This window comes from Lentzea flaviverrucosa, from assembly GCF_003350445.1.
Classification (GTDB): Bacteria; Actinomycetota; Actinomycetes; order Mycobacteriales; family Pseudonocardiaceae; genus Lentzea; species Lentzea californiensis.
In genome coordinates this window covers 243700-264279 of sequence record NZ_QQAU01000015.1, presented here as the reverse complement: position 1 = coordinate 264279, position 20580 = coordinate 243700, and the positions used below count along the sequence as shown (strand labels likewise).

The 20580-nt window shown below is 69.4% G+C and carries 25 protein-coding genes; 13 read left to right on the top strand and 12 right to left on the bottom strand.

Features of this window, described 5'->3' with window-relative positions; genetic code table 11:
• Positions 1 to 49 precede the first annotated feature (49 nt).
• Genes qcrA through ctaE form a run of 3 tightly spaced genes read right to left on the bottom strand, consistent with a single transcriptional unit; the run spans position 50 to position 2647 of the window.
• Positions 50 to 1177, bottom strand: a complete 1128-nt coding sequence (gene qcrA, locus DFR72_RS36640; RefSeq protein ID WP_090071027.1) for a cytochrome bc1 complex Rieske iron-sulfur subunit — start codon at positions 1175 to 1177, stop codon at positions 50 to 52.
• Positions 1174 to 1986 carry a cytochrome bc1 complex diheme cytochrome c subunit gene (gene qcrC / locus DFR72_RS36635; RefSeq protein ID WP_090071025.1) on the bottom strand — a complete coding sequence of 271 codons (813 nt, stop codon included), beginning with the start codon at positions 1984 to 1986 and terminating at the stop codon, positions 1174 to 1176. The genes qcrA and qcrC overlap by 4 nt, the downstream gene beginning before the upstream one ends.
• 52 nt (positions 1987 to 2038) lie before the next feature.
• A complete protein-coding gene (gene ctaE, locus DFR72_RS36630) occupies positions 2039 to 2647 on the bottom strand; it encodes an aa3-type cytochrome oxidase subunit III (RefSeq protein ID WP_090071023.1) in 609 nt (202 codons plus the stop codon).
• A gap of 93 nt (positions 2648 to 2740) precedes the next feature.
• Here ctaE and DFR72_RS36625 point away from each other — a divergent pair, with 93 nt between their 5' ends.
• The 4 genes from DFR72_RS36625 (at position 2741) to DFR72_RS36610 (ending at position 5652) form a co-directional block, all read left to right on the top strand.
• Positions 2741 to 3142, top strand: a complete 402-nt coding sequence (locus DFR72_RS36625) for a hypothetical protein (RefSeq protein WP_090071021.1) — start codon at positions 2741 to 2743, stop codon at positions 3140 to 3142.
• Between the two features lie 66 nt (positions 3143 to 3208).
• The gene (locus DFR72_RS36620) at positions 3209 to 3619 is read left to right on the top strand and encodes a hypothetical protein (protein ID WP_090071019.1); all 411 of its coding nucleotides are present in this window, start codon (positions 3209 to 3211) and stop codon (positions 3617 to 3619) included.
• A 6-nt stretch (positions 3620 to 3625) separates the two neighbouring features.
• Entirely contained in the window at positions 3626 to 4666 is a 1041-nt protein-coding gene (gene trpD / locus DFR72_RS36615) for an anthranilate phosphoribosyltransferase (protein WP_090071017.1), read from the top strand.
• A 305-nt stretch (positions 4667 to 4971) separates the two neighbouring features.
• The gene (locus tag DFR72_RS36610; protein ID WP_090071015.1) at positions 4972 to 5652 is read left to right on the top strand and encodes a lysophospholipid acyltransferase family protein; all 681 of its coding nucleotides are present in this window, start codon (positions 4972 to 4974) and stop codon (positions 5650 to 5652) included.
• A gap of 140 nt (positions 5653 to 5792) precedes the next feature.
• Here DFR72_RS36610 and DFR72_RS36605 read toward each other — a convergent pair whose 3' ends face one another.
• Together DFR72_RS36605 and ctaC are read right to left on the bottom strand one after the other, a co-directional pair.
• Positions 5793 to 6209 carry a cytochrome c oxidase subunit 4 gene (locus DFR72_RS36605; protein WP_090071013.1) on the bottom strand — a complete coding sequence of 139 codons (417 nt, stop codon included), beginning with the start codon at positions 6207 to 6209 and terminating at the stop codon, positions 5793 to 5795.
• 14 nt (positions 6210 to 6223) lie between these two features.
• Entirely contained in the window at positions 6224 to 7156 is a 933-nt protein-coding gene (gene ctaC, locus DFR72_RS36600; protein ID WP_245983783.1) for an aa3-type cytochrome oxidase subunit II, read from the bottom strand.
• Positions 7157 to 7337: 181 nt separating this feature from the next.
• Here ctaC and asnB point away from each other — a divergent pair, with 181 nt between their 5' ends.
• Complete coding sequence (gene asnB, locus DFR72_RS36595; RefSeq protein ID WP_090071009.1) at positions 7338 to 9266, top strand: asparagine synthase (glutamine-hydrolyzing); 1929 nt, start codon at positions 7338 to 7340, stop codon at positions 9264 to 9266.
• 43 nt (positions 9267 to 9309) lie between these two features.
• On the opposite strand, the gene DFR72_RS36590 is transcribed toward asnB, so the two are convergent.
• Positions 9310 to 10074, bottom strand: a complete 765-nt coding sequence (locus DFR72_RS36590) for a class I SAM-dependent methyltransferase (RefSeq protein WP_090071007.1) — start codon at positions 10072 to 10074, stop codon at positions 9310 to 9312.
• A 7-nt stretch (positions 10075 to 10081) separates the two neighbouring features.
• Complete coding sequence (locus tag DFR72_RS36585; protein WP_090071075.1) at positions 10082 to 11014, bottom strand: carbohydrate kinase family protein; 933 nt, start codon at positions 11012 to 11014, stop codon at positions 10082 to 10084.
• Positions 11015 to 11171: 157 nt separating this feature from the next.
• Here DFR72_RS36585 and DFR72_RS45970 point away from each other — a divergent pair, with 157 nt between their 5' ends.
• Positions 11172 to 11345, top strand: a complete 174-nt coding sequence (locus DFR72_RS45970; RefSeq protein WP_170176554.1) for a hypothetical protein — start codon at positions 11172 to 11174, stop codon at positions 11343 to 11345.
• Between the two features lie 108 nt (positions 11346 to 11453).
• On the opposite strand, the gene DFR72_RS36575 is transcribed toward DFR72_RS45970, so the two are convergent.
• Together DFR72_RS36575 and DFR72_RS36570 are read right to left on the bottom strand one after the other, a co-directional pair.
• The gene (locus DFR72_RS36575) at positions 11454 to 11822 is read right to left on the bottom strand and encodes a HesB/IscA family protein (protein WP_030474606.1); all 369 of its coding nucleotides are present in this window, start codon (positions 11820 to 11822) and stop codon (positions 11454 to 11456) included.
• 182 nt (positions 11823 to 12004) lie between these two features.
• Positions 12005 to 13039: a glycerate kinase family protein gene (locus DFR72_RS36570; RefSeq protein WP_090071003.1), complete on the bottom strand. Its 1035-nt coding sequence runs from the start codon at positions 13037 to 13039 to the stop codon at positions 12005 to 12007.
• 42 nt (positions 13040 to 13081) lie between these two features.
• On the opposite strand from DFR72_RS36570, the gene DFR72_RS36565 reads away from it, so the two are divergent.
• Genes DFR72_RS36565 through DFR72_RS36555 form a run of 3 tightly spaced genes read left to right on the top strand, consistent with a single transcriptional unit; the run spans position 13082 to position 15378 of the window.
• Positions 13082 to 13708 (top strand): DUF3043 domain-containing protein, encoded by a 627-nt coding sequence (locus DFR72_RS36565; protein ID WP_090071001.1) that lies wholly within the window; start codon positions 13082 to 13084, stop codon positions 13706 to 13708.
• A 17-nt stretch (positions 13709 to 13725) separates the two neighbouring features.
• Complete coding sequence (locus DFR72_RS36560; protein WP_090070999.1) at positions 13726 to 14358, top strand: class I SAM-dependent methyltransferase; 633 nt, start codon at positions 13726 to 13728, stop codon at positions 14356 to 14358.
• A gap of 33 nt (positions 14359 to 14391) precedes the next feature.
• Positions 14392 to 15378 carry an aldo/keto reductase family protein gene (locus DFR72_RS36555; protein WP_090070997.1) on the top strand — a complete coding sequence of 329 codons (987 nt, stop codon included), beginning with the start codon at positions 14392 to 14394 and terminating at the stop codon, positions 15376 to 15378.
• A gap of 6 nt (positions 15379 to 15384) precedes the next feature.
• Here the strand turns inward: DFR72_RS36555 and DFR72_RS36550 are convergent, their stop codons facing one another.
• Positions 15385 to 15585: a hypothetical protein gene (locus DFR72_RS36550; RefSeq protein ID WP_090070995.1), complete on the bottom strand. Its 201-nt coding sequence runs from the start codon at positions 15583 to 15585 to the stop codon at positions 15385 to 15387.
• An 18-nt stretch (positions 15586 to 15603) separates the two neighbouring features.
• On the opposite strand from DFR72_RS36550, the gene cobU reads away from it, so the two are divergent.
• Genes cobU through cobS form a run of 3 tightly spaced genes read left to right on the top strand, consistent with a single transcriptional unit; the run spans position 15604 to position 17937 of the window.
• Entirely contained in the window at positions 15604 to 16143 is a 540-nt protein-coding gene (gene cobU, locus DFR72_RS36545) for a bifunctional adenosylcobinamide kinase/adenosylcobinamide-phosphate guanylyltransferase (RefSeq protein ID WP_090070993.1), read from the top strand.
• 10 nt (positions 16144 to 16153) lie between these two features.
• Positions 16154 to 17239 carry a nicotinate-nucleotide--dimethylbenzimidazole phosphoribosyltransferase gene (gene cobT, locus DFR72_RS36540; RefSeq protein WP_090070991.1) on the top strand — a complete coding sequence of 362 codons (1086 nt, stop codon included), beginning with the start codon at positions 16154 to 16156 and terminating at the stop codon, positions 17237 to 17239.
• On the top strand, positions 17236 to 17937 hold the full coding sequence (cobS, locus tag DFR72_RS36535; RefSeq protein WP_090070989.1) for an adenosylcobinamide-GDP ribazoletransferase: 702 nt from the start codon (positions 17236 to 17238) through the stop codon (positions 17935 to 17937). Before cobT ends, cobS begins: the two co-directional genes overlap by 4 nt.
• On the opposite strand, the gene DFR72_RS36530 is transcribed toward cobS, so the two are convergent.
• Positions 17934 to 19025, bottom strand: coding sequence for a branched-chain amino acid aminotransferase (locus DFR72_RS36530; protein WP_090070987.1), 1092 nt, complete (start codon positions 19023 to 19025; stop codon positions 17934 to 17936). The genes cobS and DFR72_RS36530 overlap by 4 nt on opposite strands.
• 92 nt (positions 19026 to 19117) lie before the next feature.
• Here DFR72_RS36530 and DFR72_RS36525 point away from each other — a divergent pair, with 92 nt between their 5' ends.
• Complete coding sequence (locus DFR72_RS36525; protein ID WP_090070985.1) at positions 19118 to 19387, top strand: hypothetical protein; 270 nt, start codon at positions 19118 to 19120, stop codon at positions 19385 to 19387.
• Here DFR72_RS36525 and DFR72_RS36520 read toward each other — a convergent pair.
• Positions 19326 to 20561 (bottom strand): APC family permease, encoded by a 1236-nt coding sequence (locus DFR72_RS36520; protein ID WP_090070983.1) that lies wholly within the window; start codon positions 20559 to 20561, stop codon positions 19326 to 19328. The genes DFR72_RS36525 and DFR72_RS36520 overlap by 62 nt on opposite strands.
• Positions 20562 to 20580: the final 19 nt, after the last annotated feature.

Sequence of the window (20580 nt, the reverse complement as noted above, 5' to 3'; positions counted from 1 at the left end):
GCGACGCGCGCGGCGGCGTTGGCCGGCTTCGTCGGCGTGGTGATGGCACTCATGACTTCCGCTCCCAGAACGCCGGACCCACAGCCTCGATGAAGTCGCTGCGGGCTACCAAGTATCCGTCTTCGTCCACAGTGATCGGAAGCTGCGGAAGGGGACGGGTTGCCGGACCGAACCGCGGCTTGGCGTATTCGAAGACGTCGAACTGCGACTGGTGGCACGGGCAGAGCAGCAGACCGGTCTGCTGCTCGAAGAGCGACGTCGGGCAACCGAGGTGCGTGCAGATCTTCGAGTACGCGTACAGGTCACCGTAATTGAAGTCTTCCTGGCCTGCACGCTTGGTGACCGCCTGGTTCGGGCGCAGGCGGATGAGCATCACCGGCGCGTCGGCCCGCTTGAGGGCGGCGACCAGGGCGTGCTCGTCCTCGCGCTCGGACTCCCGGAACGGGAACACCGTCTCGAAACCGCCCGGCTCGACGTCCTCGGGACGCACCAGGGAGACCTCGTGGAAGTTGCCGGTGTGGCGGCGCAGGTAGACCTTCTCGCCCTTTTCGGCCTTCCAGCCGGTGTGCCACAGCGAGTTCTTGGTCTCGCTGTCCGAGTGCGGGTTCTTGATGAGCGCGCCCAGCGGAACGGCGGTGACGCCGAGACCCAGCACGCCGGCGCCGAGGCCCGCGGTGCGCTTGATCAGGCTGCGGCGGCCGATGCCGCTGCGCTCACCCGCGTCGGCGAGCTCGGCGACCAGCGTGGCGCGGTCGACCTGGGCCGACGGGCCGTCGTGGCGCTGCTGCACCGCGAGCTCGTCCGGGATGAACTTCTTGGTGTAGAGCAGCGCTCCAACACCCAGGCCCGTCACCGACAGACCCAGGAACAGGCCGATCAGCGGGTTGTACAGCATGTGCAGCAGGTGGCCCTCGGCGTTCGAGGGGGACTCGTACTGCCACGGCCAGAACAGGAACACGCCGAGGAAGGCGAGGCCCGCCACCGCGGAGATCACGAACCACAGCGCGACCGCGCGCTGGGCGCGGCGCTCGGCACGGGTGCCGGGGACCGGGAACTTCTCCTCGTAGTGGACGAGCTCGACGCCGTCCATCTTCGTGCCGAGCTTGACGAGGTCGTCCCGGCTCATCTCCGCGAGCTCTGCCTCGCTGGGCAGCTCGATCGGCTTGTCGCCGCTCATGCCTTGGCTCCGATCCAGAGGGTCACGCCGATGAGCGCGGCGATGCCCACGATGAACGCGATCAAGCCCTCGGAAACGGGTCCGAACCCGCCCAGGGGGTTACCTCCGGAGTTGTTGTTCCCGTCGGTGACCGACTTGACGTACGCGATGATGTCTTTCTTCTCTTCCGGCGTGAGCTGGCGCTCGCCGAACTTCGGCATGTTCTGCGGGCCGCTCAGCATCGCCGTGTAGATCTGCTCCTCGGACACGCCGTCGAGCGCCGGCGCGAACTTGCCGGACGACAGCGCGCCACCACGACCCGTGAAGTTGTGGCAGCTGGAACAGTTCAGGCGGAACAGCTCGCCGCCGCGGGCGGGGTTGTCGCCGCGCAGGCCCTCACCGGTTTCGGAGGGCTTCTTCGGACCCTCGCCACCGCTGGCGTCGATGTAGGCCATCAGCGCGTTGATCTCCTCGGGGGAGAGCTTCGCGGGCTTGCGGATGGCCTGTGCCTCCTGCCGCGCCATGGGCATGCGGCCGGAGGAAGTCTGGAAGTAGACCGCGGCGTCGCCGACGCCGATCAGGCTCGGCCCGCGGTCCTTCACGCCCTCGAGGGACTTGCCGTGGCAGCTCTGGCAGGTGTTGAGGTAGATCTGCTCGCCCTGGCGCACCAGGGCGTCCTGCTGCTGCGCCTGGGCGGTCTGCGCCTGGGGCGCGAAGGCGGCGAACAGCATGCCGGCGCTCAGCAGGCCGAAGCCCAGTGCGAGCAGTCCGGCGACCCGGCGGCGCAGCTTGGTGCGGGCGCCGCGGGGGCGTTTCGTCGTGGTGGTCATGGTGTGCGGCAACCCTTGCTGTCAGTTCGGGAGCTCGTGGCTGGGGAGCAGGTCAGGGCACGATGTAGATGATGGCGAACAGCCCGATCCACACGACGTCGACGAAGTGCCAGTAGTACGACACGACGATCGCGGAGGTGGCCTGTGCCGGCGTGAACTTGCTGAGCTTCGTCCGGATCAACAGGTAGACGAACGCGATCAGACCGCCGATGACGTGCAAGCCGTGGAAGCCGGTCGTCAGGTAGAAGACCGTGCCGTAAGCCGAGGACGGGATCGTGGTGCCGCTCTCGACCAGCTCGATGTACTCGCCTGCCTGCCCGCCGACGAAGATCGCGCCCATGATCAGGGTCACGATGTACCAGCGACGCAAACCGAAGACGTCACCTCGCTCCGCCGCGAACACGCCCCACTGACAGGTGAAGGACGACGCGACCAGGATGATCGTGAAGACCGACGCGTAGGGGATGTTCAGGTGCGTGGGAGGTGGAGGCCATGGCCCCTCGTTCTGGGCCTTCACCGTGAAGAACATGGCGAAGAGGCCAGCGAAGAACATGAGCTCGCTGGACAGCCAGACGATCGTGCCGACGCTGACCATGTTCGGGCGGTTCAGCGAGTGCACGCGCTGGCCGATTGAAGGCGCTGCCGTGGTCACGAGCAGCATTATTGCCTGCGCTATTTCCGTCCGCCCATCGGGTCCTGGGCAGATCATGGGTCGGCTGGGTCACACGCAGGGTCATCGCGAGGAGATCAACGAATGGGCTTGCTGAGCCGATTGCGGGACTTGCTGCACCGACAGGACGAGCCGGCGCTGTCGGTGGACGACCCGGCGCTCGTCGTCGTGGTCGAGGCGTTCGACATCGCGGAGGCCGATTCGGCCGCTCTGGCGCGTTCCCCGCAGTGGCGCGCGGACGAGCTCGCGGTGCTGCGGCACCACGTGCGCATCCCCGCTGAACAGGTAGAACGTGCGCGCGAACTGCTCACGCCGGACGGCTGGGTCCTGGTGGCCGGTGAGATATCGCATATCAGCCGGGTGCAGAAGCTGGACGCGTTGCACTGCGCCCAGGAGCGGTCGCGGATGGCCTCGCTGGCGCAACGGCTCGGCGGTGAGGCCCTGGGGTGGGACGCCCTGCAGAAGGCACCCGAACCGGCCCGATAGCATCACGGCGACCTTGGTCACTTTCTTCAGGGACCGCAGTCGGCAGTCGCAGCGGAGGATCCAGAGATGAGCACGCAGACCACGAAGATCCTGGTGTTCAGCCACCGGCCCGAGGTGCGTGAGACGATCATCACTGCGGTCGGCCGCCGCCCGGCGCCGGACCTCGCGCGCGTCGACTACGTCGAGGCCGCGACGATCGCGGACGTCCTCTACGAGGCGGACGCCGGCACCGTCGACCTGCTGATCCTCGACGGCGAGGCGCAGCCGACCGGGGGCATGGGCCTGTCCCGCCAGCTCAAGGACGAGATCACCAACTGCCCGCCGGTCGTCGTCGCGGTGCGCCGCAAGGACGACAGGTGGCTCGCGACCTGGTCGCAGGCGGACGCGGTGCTGGTGCACCCGCTCGACCCGCTGGCCGCCGCCGAGACCGTGGCCGAGGTGCTGCGGGGCTCGGCAGTGCCCGTCGTCAAGGGCTGATCGGCCATGAGCCAGCGCACCTGGCCCTCGCTGCTCAACCGCCTGCTCGACGGCGTCGACCTCACCGCGGACGACACCGCCTGGGGCATGGACCAGGTGATGTCGGGCGAGGCGACCTCGGCGCAGATCGCGGCGTTCATCGTCGCGTTGCGCGCCAAGGGTGAGACGCCGGAGGAGGTCGACGGCCTCGCGACGATGATGCTCGAGCACGCGAACCGGTTCACGGTGGACGTGCGGGCGACCGACATCGTGGGCACCGGAGGCGATCATTCCGGTTCGGTGAACATTTCGACGATGGCCGCGATCATCACGGCCGCCGCGGGTGTGCCCGTGGTCAAGCACGGCAACCGCGCGGCGTCGTCGCAGTGCGGCACGGCGGACGTGCTGGAGGCGCTGGGCGTCGCGATCGACCTGCCCGCGGACGGCGTGCGGGAGACCGTGCGCGAGCTGGCCATCGGTTTCTGCTTCGCGCCGGTGTTCCACCCCGGCTTCCGGCACGCGGGCCCGGTGCGGCGCGAGATCGGCATCCCGACGTCGTTCAACCTGCTCGGCCCGCTGACGAACCCCGCGCAGCCCACGGTCGGCCTGATCGGCTGCGCACGGGCGTCGGCGGCGCCGTTGATCGCCGGCGTGTTCGCGCGCCGCCGCAACACCGCGCTGGTGGTGCGGGGTGACGACGGCCTCGACGAGATCACCACGACCACGACGACGTCCGCGTGGCTCGCGCAGGACGGCGTGGTGCGCACGGAGACCATCGACCCGGCGGTGCTCGGCGTGAAGCCCGCCCGCGAGGAGGACCTGAAGGGTGGCGACTCGTCGGTCAACGCCCAGGTGGTCCGCGACCTCGTGGCCGGCAAGACGGGGTCTGTGCGGGACGCGGTGCTCGTGAACGCCGCGGGCGCCATCGCGGCGCACGGCGGGTTCTCCGACGACCTGCACGCCGACCTGACGGCCTCGCTGGGCCGCGCGGCGGACGCCATCGACTCGGGCAGGGCGGCGACGCTGCTGAACCGGTGGGTGGAGCTCTCCCAGGCTCTGAAGGGCTAGGCGGTGTCTGACAATTCGTTCGGTGAGAGGCGCGGGCGAGCGATCCGCGGACGGTGTCGCCGCGACGGCCTCATACCGGGCGTATTCGGGCGTTGCGGCGGCGCCGTCCGCGGATCCCTCGGCCGCCACTATCGCCCGACGGAATTGTCAGACACCGCCTAGAACGTGGTTGCGGTCACGCGTCGTCGCCGACGCGTGACCCTGCTCGCACGGCCGCCGCATCGGCGTAGTCCGAGCGAGTGATGGGCCCGAGATGCGCGCCACGTGGTAACGCCGTGGCAATCGCCACCTGGAATGCTGGGGACATGGCCCTCCTCTACCCGGTGATGAAGCACGTCGTCGCGCGCACTGCCCGTCTCGTCTACCGCCCTGTGGTGGACGGTCTGGAGAACATCCCCACCGACGGCCCCGTCATCCTGGCGGCCAACCACCTCAGCTTCATCGACAGCGTGGTCATCCCGATGGTCGTGCCGCGCCGCGTGTCTTTCCTCGCGAAGGCGGAGTACTTCACGGGCACCGGCCTGAAGGGCTCGCTGTCGCGCCGGTTCTTCTCCTCGCTCGGCCACGTGCCGGTGCACCGCGGCAGCGGCCGTGACGCCCGCGCCGCGCTCGACACGGCCGCCGAGATCCTGGCCCGCGGGGACGCCTTCGCCATCTACCCCGAGGGCACCCGCTCGCTCGACGGCAGGCTGCACCGCGGCCGCACGGGCGTGGCGCGCATGGCGCTCGAGTCCGGTGCCCCGGTCATCCCGGTCGGCATCATCGGCACCGACAAGGTGCAGCCGGTCGGCAGCAGGTTCCCGAAGATCGTCCCCGTGACGGTCCGCTTCGGTGAGCCGCTCGACTTCAGCCGTTACGACGGCATGCAGGACTCGCTGCCGGTGCTGCGCAGCGTCACCGACGAGATCATCTACCGCATCCTCGACCTGAGCGGCCAGGAGTACGTCGACGCGTACCAGAAGACCCCGGTCGCCGCGGCGGCGTAAGCCCCGCGCAAGACCTGCGAAGGCCCCTTCCCGCGACGACGGGAAGGGGCCTTTCTCGTGCGACGTGTCACGTGCTGGGCGTCGGTTTCGGAGACGACGAAGGCCCCCTCCGCAGCGGAGGGGGCCTCGGTCGTGCTGCATCAGTCGTGGTTCGGACCGGTGTGGTACTCGAACACCAGGCCACCGACCGCGACCAGCACCAGGACGATGGCGATCACGAGCAGCCACACGTGCCAGAACGCCACCGCGACACCCGTGGTCGCCGCCGCGGCGGCCAGACCGACCGGCCAGTACGAGCCGGGGCTGAAGAAGCCCAGCTCACCGGCGCCGTCGGACACCTCGGCGTCGGGGTTGTCCTCCGGCCGCACCTCGATGCGGCGGGCGACGAACCGGAAGTAGGTGCCGGTGATGAGGGCCAGGCCGCCGGTCAGCGCGAGCGCCACCGTGCCGGTGGGCTCGACGTGGCCGGTCGCCAGGTGCGTCCAGTAGCCGTAGACGACGGCCATCAGGAACGAGAAGGCCATCACCAGGTCGAATACGCGAGCTTCGATCTTCATCGCGGGGCGTGTCCCTACTTCTGGCCCGCGCCGGAGGCCTCGCGGGCCGTCCGGTCGGTGTTGAACGGGGTCGTCGTCGTGGCCAGCGGTGAGCACCACTCGTCACAGTTCACCTGAGAGAGGGCTTCGGCCGTGGTGTACGGCTTGCCCGTCTTCTCGTTGACCTGCTTGCGCAGCTCGATGTACTTCTCGAAGTCGGCTTCCTCGAGAGCGCGGACCTCGAAGTTCATCACCGCGTGGTACGAACCGCAGAGTTCGGCGCAACGACCGACGAACGCACCGGGACGGTCGATCTGGTCGATCTGGAAGACGTTGTCCTGGTTGTTCTTCTTCGGCTCCGGGAAGACGTCCCGCTTGAAGTGGAACTCCGGCACGAAGAACGAGTGGATGACGTCCGTCGAGCGCAGCGTGAACTGGATGCGCTTGCCGGCCGGCAGCACCATGACCGGGACCTCGCCCGAGGTGCCGACCGTGCTGACGACGTTGCCCTCTTCGGTCTTGTGGTCCGGGTACTGGAACTCCCAGTTCCACTGGAACGCGATCACGTCGACATTCACGTCGGGCTTGCCCGACTTGTCCGTGACGTAGTTCTGCGTCACGGCGGTGAAGTAGAACAACACCGCCACGATCACCGTCGGCACGACGATGAGCACGATCTCCAGCGGGAGGTTGTACGCCGTCTGACGCGGCAGTTCCTCCGACTTCTTGCGGTGGAACGCCACCGACCACAGGATCAGACCCCACACGATGACGCCGACGACGAGCGCGGCGATCACGGACCAGGTCCAGAGCTCGCGCATCGCCTCGGCCTGCGGCGTGACGGCCTTCGGCCATCCGAAGCGCAGCACCTCGTCCGTGGAGCAACCGGTGGCCCCGATGCCGACCAGGCTCACAAGCCCAGCGGTCTTCACCAGCCGGGATGCCCTGGTGCCCTCCTTCAGGCCCACTGCTCGCCCGCCTCCTCGTTCCATGCCAACGGATCAAGCGGGAGCGTAGCCCAGCGCAACCGCGCTCACCCCTTGGGGGCACCGCCGCTGCGGTGCAGTTTCGGTCACACAGAGCCCCTTCGGCATACTGGGGACTTCCCCGTGGTCTTCCCCTTCATGTCTTTTGAGAGGTGCGAGAGCCTTGTGCGGCCTGGCAGGACTTGTATGCCCTAGCGAGAACGAGGCCGAGAACGCGCGCCCGGCCGTGGAGGCTGCGCTGCGCTGCATGCGGCACCGCGGACCGGACGAGAGCGGCACCAGGCGGGTCGACGAGGTCGTGTTCGGCTTCAACCGGCTCGCGATCATCGACATCGAGCACTCCCACCAGCCGTTGACCTGGGGTCCGGCGGAGTCGCCGAGCCGGTACACGATCAACTTCAACGGCGAGGTCTACAACTACCTGGAACTGCGGGCCGAGCTCACCGAGAAGCACGGCGCGGTGTTCCACACCGACGGCGACACCGAGACCATCGTCGCCGCGTACCACTACTACGGGCCCGCGGCGATCACGAAGCTGCGCGGCATGTTCGCGTTCATGATCTGGGACTCCGAGCGCGAGATCGTGTTCGGCGGCCGCGACCCGTTCGGCATCAAGCCGCTGTACTGGGCGCAGGGTCAGAGCGGTGTCGCGTTCTCCAGCGAGAAGAAGATCCTGCTGGAGCTGGCGCCGTCCATCGGCATCGCGCCGAAGATGAACGTCAAGGGGCTGCAGCACTACCTCACGCTGCAGTACGTGCCGGAGCCCGCCTCGCTGCACGACCACATCCACCGCGTCGAGTCCGGCCACTCGTTCACGCTGGTACCGGGTGAGGCGCCGAAGTTCGAGCGCTACTTCCCGGCGGAGTTCAAGATCCGCACGGTCCGCAGCGAGGCCGAGGCGAACGCGCTGTACGACGAGATCACCGCCGCGCTGCGCGACTCGGTCGCCAAGCACATGCGCGCGGACGTGACGGTCGGCTCGTTCCTGTCGGGCGGCATCGACTCCACCGTGGTCGCGGCGCTGGCCAAGGAGCACAACCCGGACCTGATCACGTTCACCACCGGGTTCGAGCGCCAGGGCTTCTCCGAGGTCGACGTGGCCGCGGAGTCGGCGGCGCTGATCGGCGTGAAGCACGTGGTCCGCACGGTGAGCGCGCAGGAGATGATGGACTCCCTGCCGCTGATCACCTGGTACCTCGACGACCCGGTGGCCGACCCGGCGCTGGTGCCGTTGTGGTTCATCGCCCGCGAGGCGCGCCAGCACGTGAAGGTCGTGCTGTCCGGTGAGGGCGCGGACGAGCTGTTCGGCGGGTACACGATCTACCGCGAGCCGTTGTCGCTGGCGGGGTTCGAGAAGGTGCCGGGCGCGCTGCGCAAGGCCATGGGCAAGGTCTCGACGAAGATCCCGCACGGCGTGCGAGGCAAGGACCTGTTGCGCCGTGGCGCTTTGACGCTGGAGGAGCGCTACTACGGCAACGCGCGCATCTTCCTAGACGACCACCTGCGCCAGGTGTTGCGCACGTACGACCCGGCGGTGTCGCACATGGACGCGACGGCCGGGCCGTACCGCGAGTCGCGCAACTGGGACCCGGTCACGCGCATGCAGCACGTCGACCTGTTCACGTGGCTGCGCGGCGACATCCTGGTCAAGGCCGACAAGATGACCATGGCGAACTCGCTGGAGCTGCGGGTCCCGTTCCTCGACCCCGAGGTCTTCAAGATCGCGTCGCAGATCCCGAGTGAGTTGAAGATCACGAAGGACACCACGAAGTTCGCGCTGCGCAAGGCGATCCGCGACATCGTGCCGGCGCACGTGCTCAACCGCCGCAAGCTCGGCTTCCCGGTGCCGATCCGGCACTGGCTCAAGGACGAGATGCACGACTGGGCCGTCGACATCGTGCGCAGGTCGCAGACCGACCAGTACATCGACAAGAACGCGGTGCTGCGGCTGATCGAGGAGCACCGTTCCGGCGTGCTCGACCACAGCCGCCGCATCTGGGCGCTGCTGGTGTTCATGATCTGGCACGGCATCTTCGTCGAGGGCCGCATCCAGCCGGTGGTGCCGGAACCGCACTACCCGGTCAAGCTCTAGGTCCGACGCGTCAGGGCCCCTCCTCGGAGGGGCCCTTTCGTTTTCAGCGACGGCCTTGCGCGCTGCAGATCGCGTACGAGCTGACGACGGTCTCCGGGGACTCCATCAGCTCCAGGTAGCGGTCGAACTCGGCGTCGGTGAGCGGCAGCTTCGCGCGCACCAGGCGTGCGGTCGTGGCGAGCAGGCGGCACCCCGCGGAGCCGCCCTCCCACTCCTGCACGTCGCGGGACCCGCTGACGTCGTTCAGACCGGCGTCGCGCAGGGCCCTCTCGACACGTGCGCCCCACGCCAGCTCGGCTCCGGCGTGGTCGAGCATCGTCAGCAGGGCGTTCTTGACCCGCATGATCAGCTTCGCGTCGTCGGGAGCGGCGGAGAGGACTTCGAGCGGCAGGCAGTCGAACTCTTCGAGGACGAGCCAGCCGCCGGGCCGCAACGCGTCGCGCAGCTTGCGCAGGACGAGGTCGCGGGCGGGGAGGTAGAAGAGCACCAGGCGGGCGTGGACCAGGTCGAACGCGTTGCCGGGCAGGATGCCGGACACCACGTCGTGTTCCAGGACGGTGACGTTGTCGCGTTCCTCGAGCCTGGTGACGTCGATGTCGGTGACCGTCACGTGCCCGGCCGGGGCGACGACGTCGGCCAGCCAGTTCGCCACCGATCCCCCGCCACCTCCCACTTCGAGGCAGCGCCAGCCGTCCGAGACGCCCAGCTGCTCGACGCGGGTGAAGGTGCCCGCGTCGAGCAGTGAGCTCAGCGCGTCGAACTTCGGATCGAGCGACTCACCGGTGTCGCCGAACAGGTACGTCCCCATTGTCCGATCATGGCAGGACGGGAGCGATCTCCTCAGCGGCTTCCGCACCAAACGCGCCACGAATGCGGGCGAGCGCCGCCTCGCGCTCGATCACCCACTCCTGCGTACCGACGGTCTCGAGCACCTCGACCGCGATGAACGAGCCGAGCTGAGCTGCGCGTTCGATGCTCAGGCCCGCGGTGATGCCGGCGAGGAAGCCCGCGCGGAAGCCGTCGCCGACTCCGGTCGGGTCGGTCTTCGCGACCTCGGGGACGGCGGGGACGTGCAGCGCGAAGCCGTCGCGGTCGACGATCTCGACGCCCTTGGCGCCGAGCGTGGTGACGCGCTTGCCGACGCGGGCGAGGACGTCGGCCTCGGTCCAGCCGGTCTTCTGCAGCAGCAGTTCCCACTCGTAGTCGTTGCTGAAGAGGTACTCGGCGCCTTCGACGAACGCGCGAGCCTGCTCGCCGTCCATGCGGGCGAGCTGCTGCGACGGGTCGACGGCGAACCTGTAGCCGCGCTGACGGCACTCGTCGGCGTGCCGGAGCATGGCCGCGGGGTCGTCCGGGCTGATGATGACGAGCTCGAGGTTCTCGACTCGGTCCGCGATCGGCGCGAGCTCGATGTTGCGCGACTCGGCCATCGCACCGGCGTAGAAGGAGGCGATCTGGCACATGTCGTCGTCCGTCGTGCAGACGAACCGCGCGGTGTGCGCGACCTCGGACACGTACACGCCGGACGTGTCGACGCCGTGCCGCTCCAGCCACGAGCGGTAGTCGTCGAAGTCCTTGCCGACGGCACCGACGAGCACCGGCCGCACCCCGAGCACACCGAGGCCGAACGCGATGTTCGCACCGATGCCACCACGACGGACCACGAGGTCGTCGACCAGGAAGCTCAGTGACACGCGGTCGAGACGCTCCGCGACCAGCTGGTCCGCGAAACGACCCGGGAAGTGCATGAGATGGTCGGTCGCGATGCTGCCGCACACGGCTAGGGGCACGTCGGCTCCTCTTTTCTTGTTGCGCTACGTGACAACTCACCCGGACGAGTACCGCGGTGAAGACTACTGTTTGGTAGGGCTACCGCAGGTCAGACCGCCGTCATACGGTCGGGAGGTGACGATCCCAGAGGCGACCACGATGAGTGAACTGATCGAGGACTGCGCGCAGCTCCCCTTCGCTCTGACCCACCCCGAGCACCCCCTTCCCGCCCCGCGCGACGCCGCGCCCTGGCAGGTCGACGAGCGGTGCGCCCACCAGGTCGAAGGCCTCGCCGAATACGGTGTCTAGCGTCGGCTCACGGGTCCGTCCGGGCAATACCTGAAAAATTTTCACGTTCACACGCGGAGAGGCCGCGTTCCCGTCGATGCGGGAACGCGGCCTCTCCGCGTGTTCGCCTTAGTGGAACGAGTCGCCGCAGGCGCAGGACCCGCCGGCGTTCGGGTTGTCGATCGTGAAGCCCTGCTTCTCGATCGTGTCCACGAAGTCGATGACAGCACCCTCGACGTACGGGGCGCTCATGCGGTCGACGGCGACCTTCATGCCGTTGAAGTCGACCATCGCGTCACCGTCGAGCGCGCGCTCGTCGAAGAACAGCTGGTAACGAAGACCAGCGCAACCACCGGGCTGGACGGCGATGCGCAGGTGCATGTCATCGCGGCCCTCCTGGTCGAGCAGCGCCTTGGCCTTGACGGCGGCCGCATCGGTCAGCGTCACGCCGTGGCTGGGCGCCTCAGTGGTCGAAGCGGCATCCTGAGCGGTCGTCATGGCTCTCCTAAGAGGTCCTTTGCGGGCGGTTCACCCATCAACAACACGGGCGTTCCCCGCCTTGTTCCGCTTCCCATGGTCCCACAACGACGGCTCATGTCGCCCTAGGTGTCGACTGTCACGTAGACCACGCTCGAGCGAGCCGATATATCAGCTACACCCTCCAACCGGGTTCTCGCACCTCAGCGCGACCACTGCCGCGCCACGTGCTGCGCCGTTGCGATGAGACTTTTGCGGGCGTCCGCAATCGACTTGTGCACAGAGCCGACGTGCTCGGAGACCGAGTAGGCGGCCTGGACGCCGGCGGCGCCCATCTCACGGCGGCCGACGCTGACCTGGCCCGCGATGGCGATGCACGGGATGCCGCGTTCGGCGGCGCCCCCGGCGACGGCGGTGACGAGCTTGCCGCGCAGCGACTGCCAGTCGAAGCTGCCCTCGCCGGTGATGACGACGTCGGAGTCGTCGAGGGCGGCGTCGAGACCGGTGAGGTCGCGGACCAGGCGCGCGCCCGACGTCATCGTCGCGCCCAGCGAGAGCAGCGCGGCGCCCAGGCCGCCCGCTGCCCCGGCACCCGCCATGTCGGACACGGGCTTCAGGACGTCCATGGCGGCCAGTTTCACTTCGAGGCGTTCGACGGCTTCCGGGGACGCGCCCTTCTGCGGGCCGAACGTGCGCGCGGCGCCGTGCGGGCCGAGGAGCGGGTTCTCCACGTCGGAGGCGGCGACCAGCGCTGTGCCGGTCAGGTCCACACCCGCGTCCGACAACGCGGCGAGCATGCCGGCGCCTCCGTCGGTCGTGCCGGAACCGCCCAGGCCCACCGTTACGACATCGTTGTCAGCCGCCGCTGCCGCGATGAGCTCGCCCACGCCGCGCGTGGTCGCCGTCTCGCAGGTCTGCGGGCGGAGCTCCGCGGGGATCAGGTGGAGACCGCACGCTTCCGCGGACTCGACGTAGGCAACGCGTCGACCGTCGGCGTGCACGCTGAGCCAGCGCGCTTCCACCGGTTCGCCCAGAGGGCCGGTGACGCTGACATGCCGGATGTCGCCGCCCGTGGCGGCGTGCAGCACGTCGACGAAGCCGGGGCCTCCGTCGGCCAGTGGGCGCTCGGCGACGACGTCGCCGGGCTTGGCCTCGCGCCAGCCGGTGGCGATGGCGTCGGCGGCCTCGCGGGCGGTCAGGGTGCCGCCGAAGCAGTCCGGAGCGATGAGTACGCGCACCTCGCGAAAGGTACAGAAGAACCACTGTCCTACCCTGTCGTCGTGAGGTTCCTGCGCCGCAACGCCGCCGACACCGATGCCACGGCCACCGAGTCGACCGACGAGGTCGCCGACTCCACCCGTTCCGCGGGCAAGGGCAGGCCCACGCCCAAGCGGCGTGAGGCGCAGGGCAGGCGTTCCGGGCCCGTGCCCCCTCCTCCCCGCACGCAGCGCGAGGCGTTCAAGCGCATGCGCGGCAACAAGGTGAGCAAGGAAGAGCGCCGTGCCGCGGCCACCGAGCGCCGTCAGCGCATGATGGCGGGCGAGGACAAGTACCTGCTGCCGCGCGACCGCGGTCCGGTGAAGGCGTACATCCGCGACCTCGTCGACTCGCGGCGCAACCTCATGGGCCTGTTCATGCCGCTCGCGATCCTGGTGTTCGTGGCGCTGCTGACGCCGTCGCTGGCCGTGCAGCGGTACGCGACGCTCGCGACGACGTTCATGCTGATCGCGATGGTCATCGAGGGCATCGTGCTCGGCCGCCTCGTCACGCGGAAGGTGCGGGCGAAGTTCCCGACCGAGCCGATCAAGGGCCTGTCGATCGGCTGGTACTCGTTCATCCGCGCGAGCCAGATCCGCAAGCTGCGCGTGCCCAAGCCGCGCGTGAAGCCGGGCGACGCGATCAAGTAGCCGGTGATCGACTAGCGGTGCGCGAGAAGCAGCGCAAGCTCCAGCTGCCGGAGAAGCTGCGGTGGAACCACAACGAGTGGTACCGCCGCTGGCTGCTCCGGCAGTTGCCGTCGCGGGCCGCATCGGCGCTGGACGTCGGCTGCGGCCTCGGTGACCTGGCGCGGCGGATCAGGGCGGACGAGGTCACCGCGATCGACGCCAGCGCCCGCATGATCGAACGGGCGAGCGCCACCACGGACGAGGTCCGATGGGTTCACGGCGATGTGCTCACCCACGACCTCGGGCGGTACGACGTCGTCACCGCCGAGGCGAGCCTGCACCACCTGCCGTTGCGCGAAGGTCTCACCAGGCTCGCCGCGCTGACGAGGCCGGGCGGAACGCTGATCGTCATCGGGCTGTACATGACGGCGAGCCGGGCCGATCGGGCGATGGAGCTGGTGACGTTGCCCGCCAACGCCGTCGTCGGGCTCGCCAAGGCCCTCAACGGCACCGGCGGCACGCCGCACGACGCGGAGATGCCGGTGGTGATGACCGCGCCGACGCTGGACGAGATCCGGGCGGCGGCAGCGGAGATCGTGCCGGGAGCGCGGATCCGCCGGCGCCTGTTCTGGCGGTATTCCATGGTGTGGCACGCTCCCGAAGTTCATTAGCAGCACGAACGATTTCGGTTTAAGCTCCGATGTATGAAGTTCCGTCGACTCGGCCGCAGCGGCCTGTCCATCAGTGAGATCTCGTACGGCAACTGGCTCACGCACGGTTCCCAGGTCGAGGAGGAACAGGCCCACGCCTGTGTGAAGGCGGCGCTGGAGTCGGGGATCACGACCTTCGACACCGCCGACGTCTACGCCAACACGGCCGCGGAGTCGGTGCTCGGCCGGGCGCTGCGGGGTGAGCGGCGCGAGTCGCTCGAGATCCTCACCAAGGTCTACTGGCCGACCGGTCCCGGTGGTCCCAACGACCGCGGACTCGGCCGCAAGCACGTCATGGAGTCGGCCAACGCGTCGCTCAAGCGCCTGCAGACCGACTACGTCGACCTGTACCAGGCGCACCGGTACGACTACAGCGTCCCGCTCGAAGAGACGATGCTCGCGTTCGCCGACCTCGTCCGGCAGGGCAAGGTCCTCTACGTCGGCGTCTCCGAGTGGACCGCCGAGCAGATCACCCGCGGTGCCGCGCTGGCCCGCGAGCTGAACGTCCCGTTCGTGTCGCACCAGCCGCAGTACTCGATGCTGTGGCGCGTCATCGAGCCGCAGGTCGTTCCGGCGTGCGAGCGCGAGGGTCTGAGCCAGATCGTCTTCTCCCCCGTCGCGCAGGGCATCCTGACCGGCAAGTACCTGCCGGGCGCCGAGGTGCCGGAGGGGTCACGCCTGGCGGACGCGCGTGGGTCGCAGATGATCGCGCGCTGGATGCGGGACGACGTGCTCAACGCCGTTCAGGCGCTCAAGCCGATCGCCGAGGAGGCGGGCATCACGCTGGCGCAGCTCGCCGTCGCGTGGGTGCTGAAGAACCCGAACGTCGCGTCCGCGATCATCGGCGCGTCACGTCCCGAGCAGGTCTTCGAGAACGTCAAGGCCATCGACGTCGAGCTCGGCGACGACGTGCTCACGCAGATCGACAAGGTCCTCGAAGGCGTCATCACCGACGACCCGAGGCTCACCGCCCAGGGCTGAGCCAGCTCATTGGGCGGGGTGCAGGCTCATCGGGCCGTACACCTCGGTTTCCGACCGCAGCAGCGTGACCTGTTCGACCCCGGCGTCGAGCAGGTCACGCCACCCGGCGCTGAACCACTCCTCGGCCTCGGTCTGGTCCGCGAACATCACATCCGGGCCCGCGACGTCGCGTCCCTGTGCATCCTGGTAGCGCCAGCGGTATTCCACGGACGAAGGCTAACTCTCTTGTCACCTCGCACGCTCGTGCTCGGCGGAGCACGTTCGGGCAAGTCAGCGCACGCGGAAGGTCTGCTCACCGAGGCGACCGTGACCTACGTCGCCACCGCGCGCCGGTACCCGGACGACCCTGACTGGGACGCGCGCATCGCGCTGCACGTCGCGCGGCGCCCGTCCACCTGGCACACGGTCGAGGCGTCCGCGCCGGCCGACCTGCCCGCGTTGCTCACGGCGACGCAGTACGAGGACCCGCCGATCCTGGTGGACGACCTGTCCACGTGGCTGGTGGGCGTGCTCGACGAGGCCCAGGCGTGGGAGGGCGACGGCGCCGAGGCCATCGCGCGCGACGTCGACCACCTCGTGCGTTCGGTCGCCACGTGCCGGGCGCGGCTGGTGCTCGTGACGGCGGAGGTCGGGCTCGGCGTCATTCCGTCCACGCGCTCTGGCAGGCTCTTCCGCGATCACCTCGGTGCGCTCAACGCGCGCGTCGCCGAGGTGTGCGACGAGGTCACGCTCCTCGTCGCCGGCATCCCCCTGAAACTGCGATAGGAGCGACCAGGTGAGCACCGAGTTCCCGCCGGTTGTACCGCCGGACGAGACCGTTCTGCGCGAGGCCGAGGCCCGGCACGCGGTGCTGACCAAGCCGGTCGGCTCCCTCGGGCGGCTCGAAGAGCTGGGCAACTGGATCGCCGCCTGCCAGGGCTCCGTGCCGCCGAAGCCGTTCGTGCGGCCGCGCGTGGTCGTGTTCGCGGGCGACCACGGCATCACCGCGCAGGGCGTGTCGGCGTTCCCGAGCGAGGTGACCGGCCAGATGGTCGCGAACTTCATGACCGGCGGCGCCGCGGTGAACGTGCTCGCGCAGGTGGCGGGCGCCACCGTGCGCGTGGTCGACATGGCCGTCGACGCGGACACCCCGGCCGGCGTCAGCCAGCACAAGGTGCGGCGTTCGTCCGGGTCGATCGACCGCGAGGACGCGCTCACCCGTGAGCAGTGCGAACTGGCGATCGCGGCCGGTCGCGCACTCGCCGACGAAGAGGTCGACGCGGGTGCCGACGTGCTCGTCGCCGGCGACATGGGCATCGGCAACACGACGCCCGCCGCCGTGCTCATCGCGTCGCTGACCGGGTCGGAGCCCGTCGCGGTCGTCGGGCGCGGCACCGGTATCGACGACCAGGCGTGGATGCGCAAGACGGCGGCGATCCGGGACGCGCTGCGCCGGGCCCGCCTCGTGATCAGCGACCCGGTCGCGCTGCTCGCCACGGCCAGTGGCGCCGACATCGCCGCGATGGCCGGGTTCCTCGCGCAGGCCGCCGTGCGCAAGACCCCTGTCGTGCTCGACGGTGTCGTCGTCGGTGCCGCCGCCGTCGTCGCCGAGGAGATGGCGCCGGGGGCGCGCGAGTGGTGGGTGGCCGGGCACCAGTCCGCCGAGCCCGCGCACGCGATCGCGCTCGGGCACCTGAACCTGAAGCCGCTGCTGGAGTTCGAGATGCGGCTCGGCGAGGGGTCCGGTGCCGTGCTGGCGCTGCCGTTGCTGATCTCGGCGGTGAAGGTGCTCGCGGAGATGGCGACGTTCGAGAGCGCCGGTGTGACGAACCGCGAAGACCTGACCCGGGAAGAACCAGCCCCGGAAGACCCGGCTGAGTGAAGCTCGCGTTCTCCTGGCTGACCGTCCTGCCGCTGCGGGTCGACGACGTCGACCGCAAGGCGGCAGGACGGGCCATCGCGGCCACACCCCTCGTCGGCCTCGTGCTCGGCGCGTTCGTCGTCGGCGTGCTCGAGCTGCTCGCGGTGTCCGACGTGCCGGCGCTCGTGGCCGGGTTCCTGGTCGTCGGCGCCGTCGCCCTGGCAACGCGGGGCATGCACCTCGACGGGCTCGCCGACGTCGCCGACGGGCTCGGTTGCTACGGGCCGCCGGGGCGGGCGCTCGAGGTCATGAAGGACGGCGGCGCGGGACCGTTCGGCGTCGTCTCGCTGATCGTGGTGCTGGGTGCGCAGGCCGCCGCTCTCCCCCACGCCCACTGGGGTGTCGTGCTGCTGGCGTTCGCGACGAGCCGGGCGGCGTTCGGCATCTGCTGCCTGCGCGGCGTGCCCGCGGCACGGCCCGAGGGGCTTGGTGCGCTCGTGGCCGGGACACAGCATCCGTTGCTGGTCATCGGTACTTGGGTGTTGCTCGCCGCGGCGGCGATTCCGCTCGGCTGGCGCGCGGTCGTCGCCGTCGTCGTCGCGTTCGCGCTCGTGTGGCTGCTGGTGAAGCACACCGGAAAGCGTTTCGGCGGCATCACCGGTGACGTGCTCGGTGCTGCCGCCGAAATCGCGCTTCTGGCCGTGCTGGTGATCGCTTAGGCCTTGAGGGTCGTCATCCACCCGTGGGTGTCGGCGACGTGGCCGTGCTGGAGGCCGGTCAGGCTCTCGCGCAGCTTCTTCGTCACCGGGCCGGTGCCGCCGTCGGCGATGTCGAACTCGCCACCGGCGTGCTTGACGTGGCCTACCGGCGTGATGACCGCCGCGGTGCCACAGGCGAAGACCTCGGTGAGCTCACCGGAGGCGTTGGCCTTCTCCCACTCGTCGGTCGAGATGCGGCGCTCCTCCACGGACAGGCCGAGGTCGGAGGCCAGCGCCAGCAGCGAGTTCCGGGTGATGCCCGGGAGCAGCGTGCCGGTCAGCTCGGGCGTGATCACCTTGTCCCCGAAGACGAAGAACAGGTTCATGCCGCCCATCTCCTCGACCCAGCGGCGTTCCACCGCGTCGAGCCAGACGACCTGGTCGCAGCCCTTCTCGGCGGCCTGCGCCTGCGCCACGAGGGACGCGGCGTAGTTGCCCGCGAACTTGGCCGCGCCGGTGCCACCGGGGGCCGCGCGGACGTACTCGGTCGAGAGCCACACGCTCACGGGGCGGACGCCGCCCGCGAAGTAGGAGCCGGCGGGAGAGGCGATCAGCACGTAGAGGTACTCGGACGAGGGTCGCACGCCGAGGCCCTTCTCCGTGGAGATCATGAACGGCCGCAGGTAGAGGGACTCCTCCTCGGCCGAGGGCACCCAGCGGTCGTCCACCGCGAGGATCTGCCGCACGGACTCCAGGAAGAGCTCGTCGGGGAGTTCGGGCATCGCCATGCGGCGGGCCGAGGCGCGGAAGCGCTCGGCGTTGGCCTCAGGGCGGAAGGACGCGATCGAACCGTCGGGCTGCCGGTAGGCCTTGAGCCCTTCGAAGATCGCCTGGCCGTAGTGCAGCACCATTGCCGCGGGGTCCAGTGCGAGGGTGGAGTACGGGCCGACTTCAGCGTCGTGCCAGCCCTTCTCGCGGTTCCAGCGGATCGTCACCATGTGGTCGGTGAAGTGCTGCCCGAAGCCCGGCTTGGCAAGTACCTCCGCTACGCGCTCCGGGGTCGCCGGGTGCGGGTGGGGAGTCCGGGTGAAAGGCAACTCGCTCGTCATGGGAGCACGGTAACCCGCAGGTGGGGATACGGAAAATCCTCTTCCCAAAACTCGGACGTCCTACTAGTTGAACCTCGATAGAGTCCCCGGCCATGACCGCGCCGGAAAGATCTTCGAAGGGTGCTGACGTCCGCACCGTTTTACAGGCCGCACTGCTCGTGCTGGGCACCGGCATGACGTTTCTCGACGGTTACGTGCTCTGGGGTGGCGGCGGCATCGTCACGGCGGTGTTCGTGGCCGGGATCTTCCTGTTCTGCTACTGGTCGATCACCAAGGAGAAGCCGTCCACCAACGGCCGCATCATCGGGCTTGCCGTGTGTGTTGCCGTGACGCTGCTCGTTTTCCTCTCAGTGACGCTGTAAGCCCGATCAGACCCGTGCCGACGCCCAAGCCCGCGATCGAGACGAGCATCGCGGGCACCGGCAGGCTCATGGCGAGCAGCACCGAGAGGCCGAGCCCGAGACAGGCCGTGCGCATGGGCCACGTGCGGTCGTTCTGCAGCAGCACCCGGGCCGACGCGTTCGTGAAGGCGTAGTAGAACAACGTCCCGCAGGCCGCCACGCCCAGTGCCAGCCCCAGCGGCATCAGCACCACGGCGAGCACCGAAGCGACGACCACGACGAGCGACAGCGCGCCGGGCTTGAGGCGAGTCGGCAGGTCGCCGTCCTCGGCCAGCCCGGTGAGCGTGCGGTGCGCGGACGCGAGGACGAAGTGCAGCGCGGCCACGCCGGCCACCGCCGCGGCGACCTGCACCAGCGGCACCAGCGCGGCCGAGTCCGCCGCGACGAGCGCGTCCCGCAGCGGGGCAGGTGACAACGCCAGGCGCGCACTGCCGAGCTGGCGGAGCACACCCGCGCCCACGGCCAGGTAGACGGCGAACGACAGTCCGACCAGGACCGGGATCGCGATCTTCAGCACGGCCGGTGAGTGCGGCTGCTCGCCGCGGTGCGGTGCGGTGACGCGTTCGAAGCCGGCGAACGCCATGAACATCAGGCCGGCGACGCCGACGAGCTCGTTGACGGTGCCCGCCTCCCCCGCCGACGGCACGGGCGCGATCGAGAAGCTCGCCGCGACGACCAGCGCCAGCACGCCGAGCAGGACCACCGACACCAGCACGCTGACACCGGTGGTGAAGCGGAAACCGGCCGCGCCGAGCAGCGCCGTCGCGACGACGAGGGCGACCGCGCCGATCATCGGCTGGTCCGGCACCACGTACGCGCCGAACATCAGTGCCACGGCCGCGGCCATGGCGCACCGGCCCAGCAGGTGCGCACTCGCCGTCATCCTTGCGGGCCACACGCCGAGCTGGGCTCGTACGTATCCGTAACCGCCGCCGATGTCCGGATAGGCCCGGGACTGGTCGGCGGTGGAGAAGGCGCAGCACAGGGCGGCGAGCGCGGAGATGGCCAGCGCCGGGAGCACCCACCAGCCCGCAAGGCTTGCGGCTGGGGCGAATCCGGCGAAGACCCCCGCACCGAGCACCGCGGGGAGACCGAGCGCGACCGTCGTGACGATCTCGCGAGGCGTGTGGGTCACGGGTACACGTTCTCAGATG